Origin of the sequence: Acidovorax sp., from assembly GCF_034519795.1 — a bacterium.
In the GTDB taxonomy this organism is placed as follows: Bacteria; Pseudomonadota; Gammaproteobacteria; order Burkholderiales; family Burkholderiaceae_C; genus Acidovorax.
This window is the reverse complement of the sequence record NZ_JAXHOB010000027.1, coordinates 160,118-178,595: the sequence shown is the minus strand read 5'-3', so window position 1 is coordinate 178,595 and position 18,478 is coordinate 160,118. Positions and strand designations below refer to the sequence as shown.

18 protein-coding genes are annotated in these 18,478 nt (G+C 65.9%); 9 read left to right on the top strand and 9 right to left on the bottom strand.

What is annotated here, in order from left to right; translation table 11 throughout:
* Nucleotide 1 precedes the first annotated feature (1 nt).
* The 6 genes from U5N23_RS28470 to grpE all read right to left on the bottom strand — a co-directional run bounded on the left by U5N23_RS28470 (nucleotide 2) and on the right by grpE (nucleotide 6,664).
* Entirely contained in the window at nucleotides 2-130 is a 129-nt protein-coding gene (locus U5N23_RS28470) for an entericidin A/B family lipoprotein (RefSeq protein WP_007850089.1), read from the bottom strand.
* A gap of 68 nt (nucleotides 131-198) precedes the next feature.
* A complete protein-coding gene (gene leuC / locus U5N23_RS28465) occupies nucleotides 199-1,620 on the bottom strand; it encodes a 3-isopropylmalate dehydratase large subunit (protein ID WP_322596059.1) in 1,422 nt (473 codons plus the stop codon).
* A 31-nt stretch (nucleotides 1,621-1,651) separates the two neighbouring features.
* Nucleotides 1,652-2,644, bottom strand: coding sequence for a LysR family transcriptional regulator (locus U5N23_RS28460; RefSeq protein WP_322596058.1), 993 nt, complete (start codon nucleotides 2,642-2,644; stop codon nucleotides 1,652-1,654).
* 189 nt (nucleotides 2,645-2,833) lie between these two features.
* The gene (gene dnaJ / locus U5N23_RS28455) at nucleotides 2,834-3,979 is read right to left on the bottom strand and encodes a molecular chaperone DnaJ (protein WP_322596057.1); all 1,146 of its coding nucleotides are present in this window, start codon (nucleotides 3,977-3,979) and stop codon (nucleotides 2,834-2,836) included.
* A gap of 89 nt (nucleotides 3,980-4,068) precedes the next feature.
* Nucleotides 4,069-6,027, bottom strand: a complete 1,959-nt coding sequence (dnaK, locus tag U5N23_RS28450; RefSeq protein WP_322596056.1) for a molecular chaperone DnaK — start codon at nucleotides 6,025-6,027, stop codon at nucleotides 4,069-4,071.
* An 88-nt stretch (nucleotides 6,028-6,115) separates the two neighbouring features.
* Nucleotides 6,116-6,664 (bottom strand): nucleotide exchange factor GrpE, encoded by a 549-nt coding sequence (gene grpE / locus U5N23_RS28445; protein ID WP_057202141.1) that lies wholly within the window; start codon nucleotides 6,662-6,664, stop codon nucleotides 6,116-6,118.
* A 240-nt stretch (nucleotides 6,665-6,904) separates the two neighbouring features.
* Between grpE and rpsF the strand changes: the two genes are divergently transcribed.
* The 5 genes from rpsF (at nucleotide 6,905) to dnaB (ending at nucleotide 9,979) form a co-directional block, all read left to right on the top strand.
* A complete protein-coding gene (rpsF, locus tag U5N23_RS28440; protein ID WP_057202142.1) occupies nucleotides 6,905-7,282 on the top strand; it encodes a 30S ribosomal protein S6 in 378 nt (125 codons plus the stop codon).
* A gap of 21 nt (nucleotides 7,283-7,303) precedes the next feature.
* Entirely contained in the window at nucleotides 7,304-7,594 is a 291-nt protein-coding gene (gene priB / locus U5N23_RS28435) for a primosomal replication protein N (protein ID WP_322596055.1), read from the top strand.
* A gap of 17 nt (nucleotides 7,595-7,611) precedes the next feature.
* The gene (gene rpsR / locus U5N23_RS28430) at nucleotides 7,612-7,893 is read left to right on the top strand and encodes a 30S ribosomal protein S18 (protein WP_005795932.1); all 282 of its coding nucleotides are present in this window, start codon (nucleotides 7,612-7,614) and stop codon (nucleotides 7,891-7,893) included.
* A gap of 12 nt (nucleotides 7,894-7,905) precedes the next feature.
* On the top strand, nucleotides 7,906-8,358 hold the full coding sequence (gene rplI, locus U5N23_RS28425; RefSeq protein ID WP_007850065.1) for a 50S ribosomal protein L9: 453 nt from the start codon (nucleotides 7,906-7,908) through the stop codon (nucleotides 8,356-8,358).
* 190 nt (nucleotides 8,359-8,548) lie between these two features.
* On the top strand, nucleotides 8,549-9,979 hold the full coding sequence (dnaB, locus tag U5N23_RS28420) for a replicative DNA helicase (protein ID WP_322596054.1): 1,431 nt from the start codon (nucleotides 8,549-8,551) through the stop codon (nucleotides 9,977-9,979).
* Nucleotides 9,980-10,151: 172 nt separating this feature from the next.
* On the opposite strand, the gene U5N23_RS28415 is transcribed toward dnaB, so the two are convergent.
* The 3 genes from U5N23_RS28415 to U5N23_RS28405 all read right to left on the bottom strand — a co-directional run bounded on the left by U5N23_RS28415 (nucleotide 10,152) and on the right by U5N23_RS28405 (nucleotide 13,158).
* On the bottom strand, nucleotides 10,152-11,921 hold the full coding sequence (locus tag U5N23_RS28415) for a PhoH family protein (RefSeq protein WP_322596053.1): 1,770 nt from the start codon (nucleotides 11,919-11,921) through the stop codon (nucleotides 10,152-10,154).
* 172 nt (nucleotides 11,922-12,093) lie between these two features.
* Nucleotides 12,094-12,579, bottom strand: coding sequence for a peroxiredoxin (locus U5N23_RS28410; protein ID WP_322596052.1), 486 nt, complete (start codon nucleotides 12,577-12,579; stop codon nucleotides 12,094-12,096).
* Between the two features lie 201 nt (nucleotides 12,580-12,780).
* Nucleotides 12,781-13,158, bottom strand: a complete 378-nt coding sequence (locus tag U5N23_RS28405) for an Mth938-like domain-containing protein (protein ID WP_322596051.1) — start codon at nucleotides 13,156-13,158, stop codon at nucleotides 12,781-12,783.
* 144 nt (nucleotides 13,159-13,302) lie between these two features.
* Here U5N23_RS28405 and U5N23_RS28400 point away from each other — a divergent pair, with 144 nt between their 5' ends.
* Genes U5N23_RS28400 through thrC form a run of 4 tightly spaced genes read left to right on the top strand, consistent with a single transcriptional unit; the run spans nucleotide 13,303 to nucleotide 18,431 of the window.
* Nucleotides 13,303-14,538 (top strand): pyridoxal phosphate-dependent aminotransferase, encoded by a 1,236-nt coding sequence (locus U5N23_RS28400; protein WP_322596050.1) that lies wholly within the window; start codon nucleotides 13,303-13,305, stop codon nucleotides 14,536-14,538.
* A 37-nt stretch (nucleotides 14,539-14,575) separates the two neighbouring features.
* Nucleotides 14,576-15,616, top strand: coding sequence for a DUF1176 domain-containing protein (locus tag U5N23_RS28395; RefSeq protein WP_322596049.1), 1,041 nt, complete (start codon nucleotides 14,576-14,578; stop codon nucleotides 15,614-15,616).
* 11 nt (nucleotides 15,617-15,627) lie between these two features.
* Entirely contained in the window at nucleotides 15,628-16,962 is a 1,335-nt protein-coding gene (locus U5N23_RS28390) for a homoserine dehydrogenase (protein WP_322596048.1), read from the top strand.
* A 38-nt stretch (nucleotides 16,963-17,000) separates the two neighbouring features.
* Nucleotides 17,001-18,431, top strand: coding sequence for a threonine synthase (gene thrC, locus U5N23_RS28385; protein WP_322596047.1), 1,431 nt, complete (start codon nucleotides 17,001-17,003; stop codon nucleotides 18,429-18,431).
* Nucleotides 18,432-18,478 lie beyond the last annotated feature (47 nt).

Below are 18,478 nucleotides of genomic sequence, written 5' to 3'. Positions count from 1 at the left end.
CTTACTTGTTGGCGGCGCGCTCAAGGGCGCCGCCGGCCCGCTGGACGTCCTGGCCCACGCCCTTGACGGTGTTGCAGCCGGCCAGCAGGAAGGCCAGCGAAAGGGCGATGAAAGTGGCGGTCTTCTTCATGACGGGACTCCTTCGGTCGGTGGGTGAAAAGGCCAACGGGCGTTGGATCAATGGAGGGGTGAAAGGGTTCAGGAGAACTGGCGGATGTCCACGAAGTGGCCATGCACGGCCGCAGCTGCGGCCATGGCGGGGCTCACCAGGTGGGTGCGCCCGCCGGCGCCCTGGCGGCCTTCGAAGTTGCGGTTGCTGGTGCTGGCGCAGCGCTCGCCGGGCTCCAGGCGGTCGGCGTTCATGGCCAGGCACATGGAGCAGCCGGGCTCGCGCCACTCGAAGCCCGCGGCCTTGAAGATCTCGTGCAGGCCTTCGCGCTCGGCCTGCTCCTTGACCAGGCCCGAGCCGGGCACCACCAGGGCCAGCTTCACGTTGCTGGCCACCTTGCGGCCCAGGTTCTTGACCACGGCAGCGGCTTCGCGCATGTCCTCGATGCGGCTGTTGGTGCACGAACCGATGAACACCTTGTCGATGGTGATGTCGTTGATCGGCTTGCCGGGGGGCAGGCCCATGTAGGTCAGCGCGCGTTCGATGGCGCCGCGCTTGTTGGCGTCCTTTTCCTTGTCGGGGTCGGGCACGCGGGCGTCGATGCCCAGCACCATCTCGGGCGAAGTGCCCCAGGTGACCTGCGGCTGGATCTCGGCCGCGTCGAGCTTGACCACGGTGTCGAAGTGCGCGTCGGGGTCCGACTGCAGGGTCTTCCAGTAGGCGACGGCCTGGTCCCACTCCACGCCCGTGGGCGACAGGGGGCGGCCACGCACGTACTCGATGGTCTTGTCGTCCACGGCCACCAGGCCGGCGCGCGCGCCGCCTTCGATGGCCATGTTGCACACGGTCATGCGGCCTTCCATGGACAGGCTGCGGATGGCCGAGCCCGCGAATTCGATGGTGTAGCCCGTGCCGCCAGCCGTGCCGATCTTGCCGATGATGGCCAGCACGACGTCCTTGGCGGTGATGCCCTTGGCGAGCTGGCCGTCCACCTGCACCAGCATGTTCTTGGCCTTCTTGGCCAGCAGGGTCTGCGTGGCCATGACGTGCTCGACTTCGGAGGTGCCGATGCCGTGCGCCAGCGCACCGAAGGCGCCGTGCGTGCTGGTGTGGCTGTCGCCGCAGACCACGGTCATGCCCGGCAGGGTGGCGCCGTTTTCGGGTCCGATCACGTGGACGATGCCCTGGCGCTTGTGCATGAACGGGAAGAACGCCGCAGGGTGGATCTGCGCCATGTTGTCGTTCAGCGTGGTGATCTGCTCCTTGCTGATCGGGTCGGTGATGCCGTCGTAGCCGCTCTCCCAGCCCGTGGTGGGCGTGTTGTGGTCGGCGGTGGCGACGATGGAGCTGGTGCGCCAGACCTTGCGGCCGGCCTCGCGCAGGCCTTCGAAGGCCTGGGGGCTGGTGACTTCATGCACCAGGTGCCGGTCGATGTAGAGGATGGAGGTGCCGTCCTCTTCGGTGTGGACGACGTGCTCGTCCCAGATCTTGTCGTACAGGGTGCGTCCCATGGTGCGTCTCTTTCAGGTGGGTAATGTGATTTTAGTGGGGCCTGCCCTGGGGGGCGAGCGCCTCGGTGGCGGGCGCGGCGTGCGTGCGCGCCACCCCGGACTGCTGCGGTGCCAGGTGCTCCACCAGCAGCCTGGCGGTCACGGGCAGGGCGTCGAAATCGCGGGCCACCACGCGCAGCTCGCGGTGGGCCCAGGCCTCGGCCAGCGGTATCGCGCGCAGGTGGCCCACGCCGCGCATCAGCTCGAAGGCGCGGTCGGGCAGCAGGCCCACGCCCAGGCCGTTGTCGATCATGCGGCACATGGCATCCAGGCCGGTGACCTGGATGCGCTGGCGCAGCGGGCGCCCGGCCGCGGCTGCCGCGGCGCGCATGGCCAGGCTGATGCTGCTGTTGGCGTGCAGGCCGACGATGTCCCAGTCCAGCACCTCCTCGAAGCCGATGGCGCTGTGCTCTGCCAGCGCATGCGCCTCGGGCACCACCAGCACCAGGTGGTCGGCGCGGTAGGGGCGGCTTTGCAGCTCGTTGCCGCCGGTGCCGGTGGCCATGCCGACGTTGCAGATGCCCAGGTCGGCGGCACCCTCGTGCACGGCGTTGAGCACATCGCTGCTCAGGTGCTCCTGCAGGTCGATCTTGATCTGGCTGTGCTCGCGCGCAAAGGCGCCCAGGTCCTCCGGCAGGAACTGGAAGATGGCCGAGATGTTGGCGTGCATGCGCACGTGGCCGCGCACGCCGTCGGCGTATTCGCTGAGCTCGCCCTGCATGCGTTCCAGGCCGAACAGCACCGTGCGCGCATGGTGCAGCAGGCTCTCGCCCGCAGGCGTCAGCGTCACGCCGCGGCTGTGGCGATAGAGCAGGGCCGTGTCCACGGCGGTTTCCAGGTCCGACAGGCGCTTGCTGACGGCCGAGGCCGCGATGAATTCGCGCTCTGCCGCACGGCCGATGCTGCCGAGTTCACACACCGCCACGAACAGTTGCAGCGAAGTGAGGTCAATGCGGCGCGCAAAACTGCGCTCGGAGCTTTTCATCGGGTCTCTGGGTTCTTGGTGCTTCTCGTTTGGAGAGGGCGTCAGCGTATTTTCCTGTAAAAAGTACCCGGCTGTCATCGCGAACCGCGATGTCGTCCATCGCGCATGCGGCCTTTCTGGCGTGCGCGGGCATGAAAAAACCGCACGGGCCTGGCGGCGCCGTGCGGTGGCGGGGCAGAGGCTGGGTGCTCAGCTGAAGAAGTTCTTCAGCCGGTCCGTCCAGCTCTCGCCGCTGGGCGAGTGGCGGGCGCCGCCCTTTTTCAGGGAGTCTTCCAGTTCGCGCAGCAGCTTGCGCTGGTGCTCGGTCAGCTTGACCGGGGTCTCGACCGCGATATGGCAGTACAGGTCGCCCGGGTAGCTGGCACGCACGCCCTTGATGCCCTTGCCGCGCAGGCGGAACTGCTTGCCGGCCTGCGTGCCTTCGGGGATGTCGATGGCCGCCTTGCCGGCGAGCGTGGGTACCTCGATCTCGCCGCCCAGCGCGGCGGTGATGAAGCTCACCGGCACCTGGCAGTGCAGGTCGTCGCCATCGCGCTCGAAGATGTCGTGCTTCTTCAGGCGGATCTCGATGTACAGGTCGCCTGGCGGGCCGCCATTGGTGCCGGGCTCGCCGTTGCCGGTGCTGCGGATGCGCATGCCGTCGTCGATGCCCGAAGGGATCTTCACCTCCAGCGTCTTTTGCTTCTTGAGCTTGCCCTGGCCGTGGCAGGTGGTGCAGGGCTCGGGAATGATCTTGCCCGTGCCGCGGCAGTGCGGGCAGGTCTGCTGCACGCTGAAGAAGCCCTGGCGCATCTGCACCGTACCGCTGCCCGTGCAGGTGGCGCAGGTCTTGGCGCTGGTGCCGGGCTTGGCGCCGCTGCCGTGGCAGGTGTCGCAGCTCTCCCACGAGGGGATGCGGATCTGCGCATCCTTGCCGCGTGCGGCTTCCTCCAGGGTGATCTCCATGGCGTAGCTCAGGTCGCTGCCGCGGTAGACCTGGCGGCCACCGGCGCCACGCCCACGCCCGCCCTGCTGGCCGAACATGTCGCCGAAGATGTCGCCGAACGCCTCGGCGAAGCCGCCAAAGCCCTCGGCGCCCGCGCCGCCGGGGCCACGCATGTTCGGGTCCACCCCGGCGTGGCCGTACTGGTCGTAGGCCGCCCGCTTTTGCGGATCGGAGAGCATCTCGTAGGCCTCCTTGGCCTCCTTGAACTTCTCTTCGGCAGGCTTGGAGGCATCACCCTGGTTGCGGTCGGGGTGGTGCTTCATCGCGAGCTTGCGATAGGCCTTCTTGATCTCTTCATCCGAAGCGTTCTTGGGAACGCCCAGGATTTCGTAAAAGTCTCGTTTGGACATGGTCTTTCTGGGCCCGGTTGGAACAGGAACGCCGCGCAAGCCCCCCGGTCAGGAAACTCGCGCGGCGGCTCGGGTCAAACGGGGCGTGTTCAGCCCTTCTTGACTTCCTTCACCTCGGCATCGACCACGTTGTCGTCGTCGGGCTTGCTGCTGGCGGAGGAGGACGATGCCTGCTGGCCGCCCGAGGCGTCACCCGCGCCGGCGCCGGCGGCCGCCTGCGCGGCTTGCGCGTCGGCGTACATCTTCTCGCCCAGCTTCTGGCTGGCGGCCATCAGGGCCGTCGTCTTTTCCTCGATGGCCGCCTTGTCTTCGCCCTTGAGCACGTCTTCCAGGGCCTTTGCGGCCGAGGTGATGGCTTCCTTCTCGCTGGCGTCGAGCTTGTCGCCATGCTCGGCCAGGCTCTTGTTCACGCTGTGCACGGCGGCTTCGCCCTGGTTGCGTGCCTGGATCAGCTCCAGCTTCTTCTTGTCGTCGGCCGCGTTCAGTTCGGCGTCCTTCACCATCTTCTGGATCTCTTCTTCCGACAGGCCGGAGCTGGCCTTGATGGTGATCTTGTTTTCCTTGCCCGTGCCCTTGTCCTTGGCGCCCACGTGCAGGATGCCGTTGGCGTCGATGTCGAACGACACTTCGATCTGCGGCGTGCCGCGCGATGCGGGTGGAATGCCTTCCAGGTTGAACTCGCCCAGGAGCTTGTTGCCCGAAGCCATCTCGCGCTCGCCCTGGAACACCTTGATCGTCACGGCCGGCTGGTTGTCGTCGGCGGTCGAGAAGGTCTGTGCGAACTTCGTCGGGATCGTGGTGTTCTTGGTGATCATCTTGGTCATGACGCCGCCCAGGGTCTCGATGCCCAGGGACAGGGGGGTCACGTCCAGCAGCAGCACGTCCTTGCGGTCACCCGAGAGCACCTGGCCCTGGATGGCGGCGCCCACGGCCACGGCTTCGTCGGGGTTCACGTCCTTGCGCGGTTCCTTGCCGAAGAACTCCTTGACCTTCTCCTGCACCTTGGGCATGCGGGTCATGCCGCCCACCAGGATCACGTCGTGGATGTCGGAGACCGACACGCCAGCGTCCTTGATGGCCGTGCGGCAAGGCGCGATGGTGCGCTCGATCAGCTCTTCCACCAGGGCTTCCAGCTTGGCGCGGGTCAGCTTGATGTTCAGGTGCTTGGGACCGGAGGCGTCTGCCGTGATGTAGGGCAGGTTGATGTCGGTCGCGGCCGAGTTGGACAGCTCGATCTTCGATTTTTCGGCGGCTTCCTTCAGGCGCTGCAGGGCCAGCACGTCCTTGGACAGGTCCACGCCCTGTTCCTTCTTGAACTCGCTGATGATGTAGTCGATGATGCGCTGGTCGAAGTCTTCGCCGCCCAGGAAGGTGTCGCCGTTGGTCGACAGCACTTCGAACTGCTTTTCGCCGTCCACGTCGGCGATCTCGATGATGGACACGTCGAACGTGCCGCCGCCCAGGTCATACACGGCGATCTTGCGGTCGCCCTTTTCCTGCTTGTCCAGGCCGAAGGCCAGGGCCGCGGCGGTGGGCTCGTTGATGATGCGCTTGACATCCAGGCCTGCGATGCGGCCGGCGTCCTTGGTGGCCTGGCGCTGGGCGTCGTTGAAGTACGCGGGCACGGTGATGACGGCTTCCGTCACGGGCTCGCCCAGGTAGTCTTCGGCCGTCTTCTTCATCTTGCGCAGGATGTCGGCGGACACCTGCTGGGCCGACAGCTTGTTGCCGCGCACTTCGATCCAGGCGTCGCCGTTGTCGGCGGCCACGATCTTGTAGGGCATCAGGTCGATGTCCTTTTGCACTTCCTTCTCGGTGAACTTGCGGCCGATCAGGCGCTTCACGGCGTACAGCGTGTTGCGCGGGTTGGTCACGGCCTGGCGCTTGGCCGAGGCGCCGACGAGGATCTCGCCGTCTTCCTGGTAGGCCACGATGGAGGGCGTGGTGCGGGCGCCTTCGCTGTTTTCGATCACGCGGGTCGTGTTGCCCTCCATGATGGAAACGCAGCTGTTGGTGGTGCCCAGGTCAATACCGATGATTCTTCCCATGATGTTCTTCTCCGCGATGTTTGAGTGATTTGGATAACTAGTAACGTGTGGATAACTTGGCTGGCTTCAAGCCGTTATCCACCATTTTTTATTTGGGAGCGGTGACGGTCACCAGGGCCGGGCGCAGCACGCGGTCGGCGATCTTGTAGCCCTTTTGCAGCACGGCCACCACGGTGTTGGGCTCCTGCTCGGCAGGCGCCACGCTGATCGCCTGGTGCTGGTGGGGGTCGAACTTCTCGCCGGCAGGCGGGTTGATGGCCAGCACCTTGTTGCGCTCCAGCGCCGAAGTCAGCTGGCGCAGGGTGGCATCGGCGCCTTCGCGCAGTTGCTGGGGGGTGGCTTCCTTGATGCCCAGGGCGGCGTCCAGGCTGTCGGCCACGGGCAACAGGCTCTCGGCAAAGCTCTCGATGCCGAACTTGCGCGCCTTGGTGACCTCGTCCTCGGCGCGGCGGCGGGCGTTTTCGGCCTCGGCCTTGGCGCGCAGGAACTGGTCGGCCAGCTCGGCGCTCTTGGCCTTGAGCTCGGCCAGCTCGCCTTGCAGGCGCGCCAGCTCGTCAGAGGCATTGGCGGCCATGGCGGCTTCAATTTCTTCGGGGGAGGCGTCTTGGGAGGTGGTTGGCTGGCTGTTGTCGGACATGTCTTGGTCTTCGTAAATAAAACAGTACGCGCACAAGGTTGGGCGTGTGTGTGGTATTTCAAGTTCGCGCGCAATGCGGGGGACATCTGCGGCGACCTGGGCGAGGGGATTGGCCGGGCGGCAAGCCTCTTGGAGCAGGGGTGAGTGTACAAGGTCAAAGATGCGGGCTATAATCTACGGCTTTGCCCTTGCCACACCGCTTCTAGACGCAGCGGGTGGTTTCACCCAAAAGGAGTCTGCATGCGTCATTACGAAATCATTTTGTTGATCCACCCGGATCAAAGCGAACAAGTTCCAGCCATGCTGGAGCGCTACAAGGGCATGATCACCGCTGGCGGTGGCAAGGTGCACCGCGTGGAAGACTGGGGCCGCCGTCAACTGGCGTACCTGATCAACAAGCTGGCCAAGGCCCACTACCTGTGCGTGAACATCGAAGCCGACCAGGCCGTGATGGCTGAACTGGAGCATGCCTTCAAGTTCAACGACGCCGTGCTGCGCCACCTGACGGTTCAGAAGAAGAAGGCCGACACGGGCCCATCTTCGATGATGAAGACCGTCGAGCGCGAAGAAGCCCGCAAGGCCAGCCAGGCGGAATACGCCGCTGCCGGCGAGCGCTGATCGTCCACCGCCCTTTCGGGAGTGGAGAACCGCGTCGTCTTGACGGCCTGTATCGCCGAGGCTGAGGCCCTGCGCTACACCCCCGCCGGCTTGCCCGCCCTTGCCCTTCGGCTCGAACACGAGTCCAGGCAGAACGAGGCAGGCGAACCGCGGGATGTCAAGGCAGCCATGAAGGCCGTCGCATTCGGTGCGATGGCCGAGCGGCTTGCGAGGCAGCAGATTGGAAGTCGATGGACTTTCAGCGGCTTTCTCGCCACGCCGCGCAATGGCAGGAACGCTGTGCTCCACATCCAGGATATTCAACAAAATTAATTTTCAAGGGGTCCGCAATGGCCACGTTCAAGAAGTTCAACAAAGACAAGCGCCCAAAGCGCAACACCCAGTCCCTGCTGTTCAAGCGCAAGCGCTTTTGCCGGTTCACGGTGACCGGTGTTGAAGAAATCGACTACAAGGATGTCGACACGCTGCGCGATTTCATCGCCGAAAACGGCAAGATCATCCCCGCGCGCCTGACCGGCACGCGCGCCATCTTCCAGCGCCAGCTGAACACCGCCATCAAGCGCGCCCGCTTCCTGGCCCTGGTGCCTTACAGCGACCAGCACAAGATCTAAGGAGCACAACCCATGCAAATCATTCTGCTCGACAAGGTTGTGAACCTCGGCAACCTGGGCGAAATCGTCAAGGTCAAGGACGGCTACGCACGCAACTTCCTGATCCCTTCGGGCCGCGCACGCCGCGCCACCGAATCGGCCAAGGCCGAGTTCGAAGCCAAGCGCGCCGAACTGGAAAAGGCTGCTGCCGCCAAGCTGGCGCAAGCCCAGGCCGAAGGCGAAAAGCTGGCCGGCACCACGGTCAAGCTGACGCAAAAGGCTGGCGTGGACGGCCGTCTGTTTGGTTCCGTGACCAACCAGGACATCGCCGAAGAGCTGAACAAGCAAGGCTACAAGGTCGCCAAGGCCCAGGTTCGCCTGCCCAACGGCCCGATCAAGGTCGTCAGCGAAACCACGGTCAGCGTGGCTCTGCACACCGACGTGGTGGTGGACGTCACTGTGTCGGTCTACGGCGAAACCGCCTGATCGCCAGCACGTAGTAACCTGCGTGACTTGCCGCGAAAGCCGCCCTCGGGCGGCTTTTGTCTTTGCGACTGCGCCATCTGTACAGGATTGCCCACCGGTAATCCACAGATTGCCCCAAGGCTTATCCCCGGATGCCAGACCGTGCTGGTGAGGGGGTGCGCTCCATCAGGTCCCTGCCCGGAGAAATTCCATGTCCGCTGTCTTCCCCCCGCTTGACGAACAGGGTTTCGTGCCGCCATCCGGTTCCAGCGAGGACCAGGAGATTGCCAAGCTGCGCACGCCGCCGCACTCCATCGAGGCCGAGTCCAGTGTGCTGGGCGGCCTGCTGCTGGACAACAACGCCTGGGACCGCGTGGGCGACCTGCTGGTCGAGAGCCACTTCTACCGGCACGAGCACCAGATGATCTACTCGGCCATCGGTGCGCTGATCAATGGCAGCAAGCCGGCCGACGTGATCACCGTCTTCGAGCACCTGAAGAACCAGGGCAACGCCCAGGATGCAGGTGGGCTGGCCTACCTGAACAACCTGGCGCAGTACGTCCCGAGCGCGAGCAACATCCGCCGCTATGCGGAAATCGTGCGCGAGCGCGCCATCCTGCGCAAGCTGGTCACGGCCAGCGACGAAATCTCCACCAACGCCTTCAATCCCCAGGGCAAGACGGTGGAGCGCATCCTGGACGAGGCCGAGGCCAAGATCTTCGCGATCGGCGAAGAGGGCTCGCGCACCAAGCAGGGCTTCCAGTCGCTCGACAACCTGGTGATCGACCTGCTCGACAAGGTGCAGGAGATGGCCGACAACCCGGTCGATGTGACCGGCGTGCCCACCGGCTTTGCCGACCTGGACCGCATGACCTCGGGCCTGCAGGCCGGCGACATGGTGGTGCTGGCGGCGCGCCCTTCCATGGGCAAGACCTCGTTCGCGGTGAACATCGCCGAACACGTGGCGCTCAACGAAGGCTTGCCGGTCGCCATCTTCTCGATGGAAATGGGCGCCGCCCAGCTGGCGGTGCGTATCGTGGGCTCCATCGGCCGCGTGAACCAGGGCAACCTGCGCACCGGCAAGCTCACCGACGACGAATGGCCGCGCCTGACCGAGGCCATCGAGCGCCTGCGCACCGTGTCGCTGCACATCGACGAAACCCCGGGCCTGACGCCGGGCGAGCTGCGTGCCAACGCCCGCCGCCTGGCGCGCCAGTGCGGCAAGCTCGGCCTGATCGTGGTCGATTACCTGCAGCTCATGAGCGGCTCGGGCGCCGGCAGCGCCGACAACCGCGCCACCGAACTGGGCGAGATCTCCCGGGGCCTGAAGATGCTGGCCAAGGAGCTGCAATGCCCCGTGATCGCGCTCTCGCAGCTCAACCGCTCGGTGGAGCAGCGCACCGACAAGCGCCCCATGATGTCCGATCTGCGCGAATCGGGCGCCATCGAGCAGGATGCGGACATCATCATGTTCATCTACCGCGACGACTACTACAACAAGGACAGCAAGGAGCCCAACGTGGCCGAGGTCATCATCGGCAAGCAGCGTAACGGCCCCACCGGCACCGTGAAGCTGTTCTTCCAGAAGAACCAGACCCGCTTCGAGAACCTGGCCATGGGCAGCGGTGGTGATGATTATTGACCCCGCCCCCTGAGGCGCTTCGCGCCTTCCCCCTGAGGGGGACGCCCCCGGTGCGGCGGGGCGGCCCTTGCACGGGGGCGCTGGCGAGGGCGCGCCCATCTCAGGCGCCATCGGAATAAAAAAGGCCCCTGCCATCGGCAGGGGCCTTTTCATTGTTGGGCAGCGCGGTTCGTCAGAGTACCTCGCTGGCAAAGTCTGCCAAGCGTGAGCGCTCACCTCGCGCCAGCGTGATGTGGCCGCTGTGCGGCCAGCCCTTGAAACGGTCCACCGCATAGGTCAGGCCCGAGGAGCCTTCGGTCAGGTAGGGCGTGTCGATCTGTGCCAGGTTGCCCATGCAGATGATCTTGGTGCCTGGGCCGGCGCGCGTGATCAGCGTCTTCATCTGCTTGGGCGTCAGGTTCTGCGCCTCGTCGATGATCACGTACTTGTTCAGGAAGGTGCGCCCGCGCATGAAGTTCATGCTCTTGATCTTGATGCGGCTTCGGATCAGTTCGTTGGTGGCGGCACGCCCCCACTCGCCGGCATTGCCGCCGTCGCCCTTGGCCAGGAACTCGAGGTTGTCGTCCAGCGCGCCCATCCAGGGGCCCATCTTCTCTTCTTCCGTGCCGGGCAGAAAGCCGATGTCCTCGCCCACGCTCACCGTGGCGCGGGTCATGATGATCTCGGTGTAGCGGCGGTCGTCCAGCACCTGGGTCAGGCCTGCGGCCAGGGCCAGCAGGGTCTTGCCGGTGCCGGCCGTGCCGGTCAGCGTCACGAAGTCGATCTCGGGGTCCATGAGCAGGTTCATGGCGTAGTTCTGCTCGCGGTTGCGCGTGGTCACGCCCCAGACGGCATGCTTGGCCGAGCCGTAGTCCTTGAGCGTCTGCAGCACCGCGGTCTTTTCGCGGATCTCGCTCACGCGCGCGAACAGGCTGGGCTCGCCGGGGGCCTCGAAGTACGCGAACTGGTTGATCATCAGCTGCGGCACGATGGGGCCGCCGATGCGGTAGTAAGTGTGTACTCCGCTCTGCCAGCTTTCCACGTTCTTGCCGCTCTTGACCCAGAAGTCCGGCGGCAGGGCCAGCACGCCCGAGTACAGCAGGTCGCCGTCTTCCAGCGTCTTGTCGTTCTGGTAGTCCTCGGCGTTCAGGCCCAGGGCGCGCGCCTTGACGCGCATGTTGATGTCCTTGGACACCAGCACCACCTCGCGCGGGGCGTGCAGCTTGCGCAGGGCTTCCACCACGCCCAGGATCTGGTTGTCCGCCTTGCCCTGGGGCAGGCTGGTGGGCAGGCTGTAGTCCAGCGGCGCGGTCTGGAAGAACAGGTGGCCGCCGGCGGCGCGCTGGCCCGTGGAGTCGAGCTTCAGGCCGTGGGCGATGTCGGCGCCGTGCACGCCGGCCAGGGCGTCCAGGGTGCGGCTGGTCTGGCGGCCGTTGCGGGCCACTTCGGTCATGCCCTTCTTGTGGCCGTCGAGCTCCTCCAGCACGATCATCGGCAGGAAGATGTCGTGCTCTTCGAAGCGGAACAGGCTGGTCGGGTCGTGCAGCAGCACGTTGGTGTCCAGCACGAACAGCTTGGACGGGCCGCTCGGGCGTGCGCGCTTGGTGCTGCCGCTGGTGCGGCTGGCGGGCGCCGCTGCAGGAGCGGGGGCGGCCGCCGTGCGGGCGGTCTTGCGGCCGGGCGTGGTGCTGCGGGCGGTGGCGGGGGCTGTGGGTGCAGGGGCTGCGGCCGGTTCGCTGCGGCTGCGGCCTGCAGGGCGTTGCTCGGCCGCCTGCAGCGTGGTGCTCGGCACGGCCTGCAGTGCAGCGCGGGGCGCGGTCTTGCGGGCGGGGGCGCGCGGGGCGGCGGATTCCACGGCTTCGGGGGCGTCGGGCTGCTGGGTGCGGCCGGGTCGGGCTACCACGTCATAGGCTTCGGGGGAGAGCAGGGCGGCGCGTCGGGCGGGAGCGGGAGGAAGGGGCATGGTAAGCAGGGCCTCGGGCAGTGGGGTATTCAGAAAACAAAAAGCCGCCTGGAGGCCAAGGCGGCTTTTTTGGGGGAGGGAAGCGTTGCAGTTTCCAGGGGCATTGAACCATTATGCCTATTCCCCGTGGCGCATCCCCGCAGCGCGGGGGTGGGGCCCGGGTGGCCGGGAATCAGGCGGCCTTCTTCAGGGCCTTGATGCCCTTGACGGCCTTGAGCACTTCGTCCACATGGCCGGGGACCTTCAGGCCGCGCCATTCCTGCACCAGCAGGCCGTCGGGGCCGATCAGGAAGGTGCTGCGCTCGATGCCCTTGACCTTCTTGCCGTACATGATCTTGTTCTTGACCACGCCGAACATGTGGCACATCTTCTCTTCGGTATCGGCGATCAGCTCGAACGGCAGTTCCAGCTTTTCCTTGAAGTCGTCGTGCGACTTCATGTTGTCGCGCGACACGCCGAACACGGCGGCGCCGGCCTTCACGAAGTCCTTGTACTTGTCGCGGAACTGCATGGCCTCCGTCGTGCAGCCCGGGGTGTTGTCCTTGGGATAGAAGTACAGAACCAGAATCTGGCCAAGGTGGGAGGTGTTGGAGACCTTGATTCCACCGGTTGCGTTGGCTTCAAATTCAGGGAGGGGTTTGTTGACAACGATCGCCATATCACTTCAATCTCTCAGGATGTAGTCGTTGATAAGCCAGGGGAGTGGGGGTGTTATTGCTTTTGGAAGGCCCCTGACCGCAACCGGAGATTTTACCCTGAAACGGACTCTTTCGCGAATCGCATTCTGTAACCAAAGTACACAGGCCGGAACCTGTTCGGTACCTGCGGGCCCTGTGGCGCGTGTATCCGGGCCCCGGCGTCAGGGCGTCGGCTCCAGCAGCAGCGCCGCAACCACGTTGCGCCCCTCGCCCGCCAGGATGTTGTAGGTGCGGCAGGCGGCAGCCGTGTCCATGGTTTCCAGGCCCAGGCGGCGCGCCATCAGCGGCTGCAGCCAGGCCGGCGGTGGAAAGCGGTTGCGCTGGCCGCTGCCGAAGATGACCAGCTCGGTCTCGAGCTTCGCCAGTTCGGCAAAGTGTTCGGCCGTGAGGTCCTCGAAGCGCGTGCAGGGCCAGGCCTGGCGCAGCCCGTCCGAGCCGACGATCACGCTGTGGGTGATCTTTTCGCCATCCACCCCGATCCAGCCCGGGCCGTAGCCCGTGACGGTTTGTGCGTTGGCTTTGTCCGGCTGGAATTTCATGGTGTGCGGTGGGTGCGCGCGCTGCGGGCCCCGGGCCCGCCTCGCTGGTGATCTGTGGTCAAATTATAGGTTTCGCCCACCGGACGGCCCCTTTGGCTGACCCTGGTGCGAACCGCACTTTTTCTCCACCGCACCCTCCAGCGCATGAAAACCGTCCAGAAATCCGCCAAGCTTGCCAACGTCTGCTACGACATCCGGGGCCCGATCATGGACGCGGCCAAGCAGATGGAGGAGGAGGGCCACAAGATCATCAAGCTGAACATCGGCAATCTCGCGGTGTTCGGCTTCGATGCGCCCGAAGAGATCCAGCAGGACATGATCCGCAACCTGCCCAATTCGGCCGGCTACTCGGACAGCAAGGGCATCTTCGCGGCGCGCAAGGCGGTGATGCACGAGACGCAAAAGCAGGGCATCAAGGGCGTGGCCCTGGACGACATCTACCTGGGCAACGGCGCCAGCGAGCTGATCGTGATGGCCACCAACGCCCTGCTGGACAATGGCGACGAGCTGCTGCTGCCCTCGCCCGACTACCCGCTGTGGACGGCGGCGGCCAGCCTCTCGGGCGGCACGCCCGTGCACTACCTGTGCGAAGAGGCCAATGGCTGGATGCCCGACCTGGACGACATCCGCGCCAAGATCACGCCGCGCACCAAGGGCATCGTGGTCATCAACCCGAACAACCCCACAGGCGCGCTGTACTCGGACGAACTGCTCAAGGGCATCGTGGCCATTGCGCGCGAGCATGGCCTGGTGATCTTTGCCGACGAGGTCTACGACAAGGTGCTGTACGACGGCGCCACGCACACCGCCATCGGTTCGCTCAGCGAGGATGTGCTCACGCTCACCTTCAACTCGCTGTCCAAGAGCTACCGCTCCTGCGGCTACCGTGCGGGCTGGCTGGTGGTCTCGGGCGACAAGAAACCGGCGCGCGATTACATCGAGGGCCTGAACATGCTCTCCAACATGCGCCTGTGCGCCAATGTGCCGGGGCAGTGGGCCATCCAGACCGCACTGGGCGGCCACCAGAGCATCAACGAGCTGGTGTGCGAGGGCGGGCGCCTGCGCAAGCAGCGCGACCTGGCCTACGAGCTGATCACGGCCATCCCGGGCGTCACCTGCGTGAAACCGCGCGCGGCGCTCTACATGTTCCCGCGCCTGGACCCGGCCATCTACCCCATCCAGGACGACCAGCAGTTCTTCCTGGAGCTGCTTCAGGAAACCAGGGTCATGCTGGTGCAGGGCACGGGCTTCAACTGGGCCGCGCCCGACCATTTCCGCATCGTGTTCCTGCCCCACGAGGACGACCTGCGCGACGCCATCGGCCGCGTGGCCCGCTTCCTGGAGCAGTACCGCAAGCGCCAGCAGACTGCGGCGGCCTGAGGCGGCCGGGCCCGCTGACCGACAGGAGACCTGCCCCATGCGCCACCGCCTTGCCGCCCGTGTCCTGGCAATGCTCGCCAGCCTGGCCGCGCCGGTGCTGCCGGTGCAGGCCGCCGACAAGGCGCCCGTAGGTTTCACGCACAAGGACTGGGGCCTGCAGTGCGACAACACCCGTGCCTGCCGGGCCGTGGGCTACCAGGCGGAAGCCGGGGATTCCGAACCCGTCTCCATCCGCCTGACGCGCGCAGCCGGGCCCGGCACGCCGGTGCTGGTGGATTTACAGGTGTCGACTGAGAAGGCCACACCGGCATCGCTGAACCTCCAGGTGGGCAAGCTCTCGCTGGCCGGCCTCGCGGGCGACATTCCCCGCGTTCCCGCAGGCCAGGTGGCGGCATTGCTGCAGGAGCTGCAGAAGAACGACGAGGCCATCGTCACGGCGGGCAAGGACCGGTGGGTGCTGTCGCTCGCCGGTGCCAACGCGGTGCTGCTCAAGATGGACGAGGCCCAGGGCCGCGTCGGCACGCCAGGCGCCCTGGTGCGGCGCGGTACCCAGGCCGAGTCGTCGGTGCCGGCCCCGGTGCCCGCGCCGACGGTCAACGCCGTGCGCCCCTTGCCCGCGCGCAAGGGCGATGCTGCACTCGCCAGGCCGCTGCTGGGCGCCATCGACGCCAAGCAAGTGGCCGGGCGCTGCAATGGCGACGCGCCCCAACCGGCCGACGTGCAGGTGCATCGCCTCACGGATGGCAAGGTACTGCTGTCCATCCCCTGTGCCATGGGCGCCTACAATTTCGGTGGACTGAACTGGCTGGCCAACGACCGCCCGCCCTACCAGCCGCAGCAACTCGACGCCGAAGGCGAATTCGATGCGGCAGACGGCTCGATCCGCTCCTCCATGAAGGGACGCGGCATCGGTGACTGCTGGTCCATCGAGGAATGGCATTTCGACGGCCGCAGCTTCGTGCGCACCGGCGAATCGGGCGACAGCATGTGCCGAGGCTTTGCCGGCGGCGCCTGGCAACTGCCCGCCTATACCGCCATGGTGGTCCTGCCCACCAACCCTGTTTCCAAGAAACCCTGATTTTTATGACCATGAAACCCATCCAAGTAGGCCTGCTGGGCATCGGCACCGTCGGCAGCGGCGTGTTCAACGTGCTGCAGCGCAACCAGGAAGAAATCCGCCGCCGCGCGGGCCGCGGCATCGAGATCACCATGGTGGCCGATCTGGACGTGGAGCGTGCCCGGGCCGCCGTGGGCGCTGGCATCCAGGTCGTCAACGATGCGCGCGCCATCATCGCCAACCCCGACATCGACATCGTCATCGAGCTCATCGGCGGCTACGGCATTGCGCGTGCGCTGGTGCTCGAAGCCATCGCTGCCGGCAAGCACGTGGTCACCGCCAACAAGGCGCTCTTGGCCGTGCACGGCACCGAGATCTTCGCGGCCGCATCGGCCAAGGGCGTGATGGTGGCCTTCGAGGCGGCCGTGGCTGGTGGCATCCCCATCATCAAGGCGCTGCGCGAAGGCCTCACGGCCAACCGCATCCAGTGGATCGCCGGCATCATCAACGGCACCACCAACTTCATCCTGTCCGAAATGCGCAGCAAGGGCCTGGATTTCGACGTGGTGCTCAAGGAAGCGCAGCGCCTGGGCTATGCCGAGGCCGACCCCACCTTCGACATCGAAGGCGTGGACGCCGCGCACAAGGTCACGCTGATGAGCGCGATTGCCTTCGGCATCCCGGTGCAGTTCGACAAGGCCTACGTCGAAGGCATCACCAAGCTCGGTGCGGCCGACATCAAGTACGCCGAGCAGCTGGGCTACCGGATCAAGCTGCTGGGTATCACCAAGCGCGCGGACAAGGGGATCGAGCTGCGCGTGCACCCGAGCCTGGTGCCTTCCAAGCGCCTGATCGCCAACGTCGAGGGCGCCATGAACGCCGTGGTGGTGCAGGGCGATGCCGTGGGCACCACGCTGTACTACGGCAAGGGCGCGGGCAGCGAGCCCACCGCCAGCGCCGTGATCGCCGATCTGGTGGATATCGCCCGCCTGCACACGGCCGACCCCGAGCACCGCGTGCCGCACCTGGCCTTCCAGGCCAACACGCTGACCGATGCCATGGGCACGCTGCCGCTCTTGCCCATGAGCGAAGTGGTCACCAGCTACTACCTGCGCCTGCGCGTGGCCGACCAGGCCGGCGTGCTGGCCAAGGTCACGGGCCTGCTGGCCGAAGCCGGCATCAGCATCGACGCCATGCTGCAGCGCGAAGCCGACGAGGTGGGTGGGGAAGGTTCCACGCAGACCGACCTCATCATCCTCACGCACGAGACGCGCGAAGGCACCATGGACACCGTGCTGGCCCAGATGCAAGCCCTGCCCACCGTGCTGGCGCCGATCACGCGCATCCGCAAGGAAGAGCTCAACTGAGGCCGGCACCCGCGCCCTGAACGCAGACTGAAATCCCCATGAAATACCTCAGCACCCGCGGCCATGCAGACCGCAAGCAGTTCTGCGACATCCTGCTCGAAGGCCTGGCCCCCGATGGCGGCCTGTACCTGCCCGAGCACTACCCGCAGGTCGACGACGCCATGCTCACGCGCCTGCGCAAGGCCTACCACGAGCAGGGCTATGCCGAGCTGGCCTTCCAGATCCTGTCGCTCTACATCGACGACATCCCAGCCGCCGACCTCAAGGCCCTGTGCGAGAAGACGTACACCGCCGAGGTCTTCGGCACCGGTGAGATCGTGCCCCTGCGCCACCTGGAAAACAGCCTGTGGCTCGAAGGCCTGTCCAACGGCCCCACGCTGGCCTTCAAGGACATGGCCATGCAGCTCCTGGGCAACCTGTTCGAATACGAACTGGGCCGGCGCGGCGAAGAGCTCAACATCCTCGGGGCCACCAGCGGCGACACCGGCAGCGCGGCCGAGTACGCCATGCGCGGCAAGAAGGGTGTGCGCGTCTTCATGACCAGCCCGCACGGCCGCATGAGCGCCTTCCAGCAGGCGCAGATGTTCAGCCTGCAGGACGAGAACATCCACAACATCGCCATTGAAGGCGTGTTCGACGACTGCCAGGACATCGTCAAGGCCGTGAGCAACGACCTGCCCTTCAAGCGCAAGTACAAGATTGGCACCGTCAACTCCATCAACTGGGCGCGCCTGCTGGCCCAGGTGGTCTACTACTTCGCCGGCTACGTGCAGGCCACCGAGCGCAACGACCAGCAGGTCAGCTTCACGGTACCGAGCGGCAACTTCGGCAACATCTGCGCGGGCCATGTGGCACGCTCCATGGGCCTACCGATTGCCAAGCTGGTGCTGGCCACCAACGAGAACGACGTGCTCGACGAGTTCTTCCGCACCGGCGTGTACCGCGTGCGCAGCAGTGCCGACACGCACGAAACCTCGAGCCCCTCGATGGACATCAGCAAGGCCAGCAACTTCGAGCGATTCGTTTTCGACCTGCTCGGCCGCGATGGTGCGCGCACCAAGGCCCTGTTCGGCGATGCGCTGGCCAAGGAGGGCCAATTCGACCTGAGCGCTGACCCGCATTTTGCCGAGGCGGCCACCCGCTACGGCTTCGCGAGCGGCAAGAGCACCCATGCCGACCGCCTGGCCACCATCCGCGACAACTTCCAGCGCCATGGCGTGACCATCGACACCCACACCGCCGACGGCGTGAAGGTGGCGCTGGAACACCACAGCGACCCGGTGGTGCCCATGATCGTGCTGGAGACGGCCCTGCCGATCAAGTTCGCCGAGACCATCGTCGAGGCCCTGGGCCAGGCGCCGGACCGGCCCGCGAAGTTCGCCGGCATCGAAGACCTGCCCAAGCGCGTGCAGGTGATGCCGGCCGACGTGCGCCAGGTGCAGGCCTACATCGAGCGCCACTGCCAGTGAGGTGCCGCCGGGCAGTGAGTGCCCGTCGTTCGGGATGCCCTGAGGCG

Excerpts from the sequence above, each read along its gene's own strand:
- dnaJ (WP_322596057.1), bottom strand. The coding sequence starts at position 3,979 with ATGTCCAAACGAGACTTTTACGAAATCCTGGGCGTTCCCAAGAACGCT.
- U5N23_RS28395 (WP_322596049.1), top strand. The coding sequence starts at position 14,576 with ATGCGCCACCGCCTTGCCGCCCGTGTCCTGGCAATGCTCGCCAGCCTG.
- dnaB (WP_322596054.1), top strand. The coding sequence starts at position 8,549 with ATGTCCGCTGTCTTCCCCCCGCTTGACGAACAGGGTTTCGTGCCGCCA.
- thrC (WP_322596047.1), top strand. The coding sequence starts at position 17,001 with ATGAAATACCTCAGCACCCGCGGCCATGCAGACCGCAAGCAGTTCTGC.
- U5N23_RS28400 (WP_322596050.1), top strand. The coding sequence starts at position 13,303 with ATGAAAACCGTCCAGAAATCCGCCAAGCTTGCCAACGTCTGCTACGAC.
- U5N23_RS28460 (WP_322596058.1), bottom strand. The coding sequence starts at position 2,644 with ATGAAAAGCTCCGAGCGCAGTTTTGCGCGCCGCATTGACCTCACTTCG.
- U5N23_RS28470 (WP_007850089.1), bottom strand. The coding sequence starts at position 130 with ATGAAGAAGACCGCCACTTTCATCGCCCTTTCGCTGGCCTTCCTGCTG.
- leuC (WP_322596059.1), bottom strand. The coding sequence starts at position 1,620 with ATGGGACGCACCCTGTACGACAAGATCTGGGACGAGCACGTCGTCCAC.
- U5N23_RS28405 (WP_322596051.1), bottom strand. The coding sequence starts at position 13,158 with ATGAAATTCCAGCCGGACAAAGCCAACGCACAAACCGTCACGGGCTAC.
- dnaK (WP_322596056.1), bottom strand. The coding sequence starts at position 6,027 with ATGGGAAGAATCATCGGTATTGACCTGGGCACCACCAACAGCTGCGTT.
- rpsF (WP_057202142.1), top strand. The coding sequence starts at position 6,905 with ATGCGTCATTACGAAATCATTTTGTTGATCCACCCGGATCAAAGCGAA.
- rplI (WP_007850065.1), top strand. The coding sequence starts at position 7,906 with ATGCAAATCATTCTGCTCGACAAGGTTGTGAACCTCGGCAACCTGGGC.
- rpsR (WP_005795932.1), top strand. The coding sequence starts at position 7,612 with ATGGCCACGTTCAAGAAGTTCAACAAAGACAAGCGCCCAAAGCGCAAC.
- grpE (WP_057202141.1), bottom strand. The coding sequence starts at position 6,664 with ATGTCCGACAACAGCCAGCCAACCACCTCCCAAGACGCCTCCCCCGAA.
- U5N23_RS28415 (WP_322596053.1), bottom strand. The coding sequence starts at position 11,921 with ATGCCCCTTCCTCCCGCTCCCGCCCGACGCGCCGCCCTGCTCTCCCCC.
- U5N23_RS28390 (WP_322596048.1), top strand. The coding sequence starts at position 15,628 with ATGAAACCCATCCAAGTAGGCCTGCTGGGCATCGGCACCGTCGGCAGC.
- U5N23_RS28410 (WP_322596052.1), bottom strand. The coding sequence starts at position 12,579 with ATGGCGATCGTTGTCAACAAACCCCTCCCTGAATTTGAAGCCAACGCA.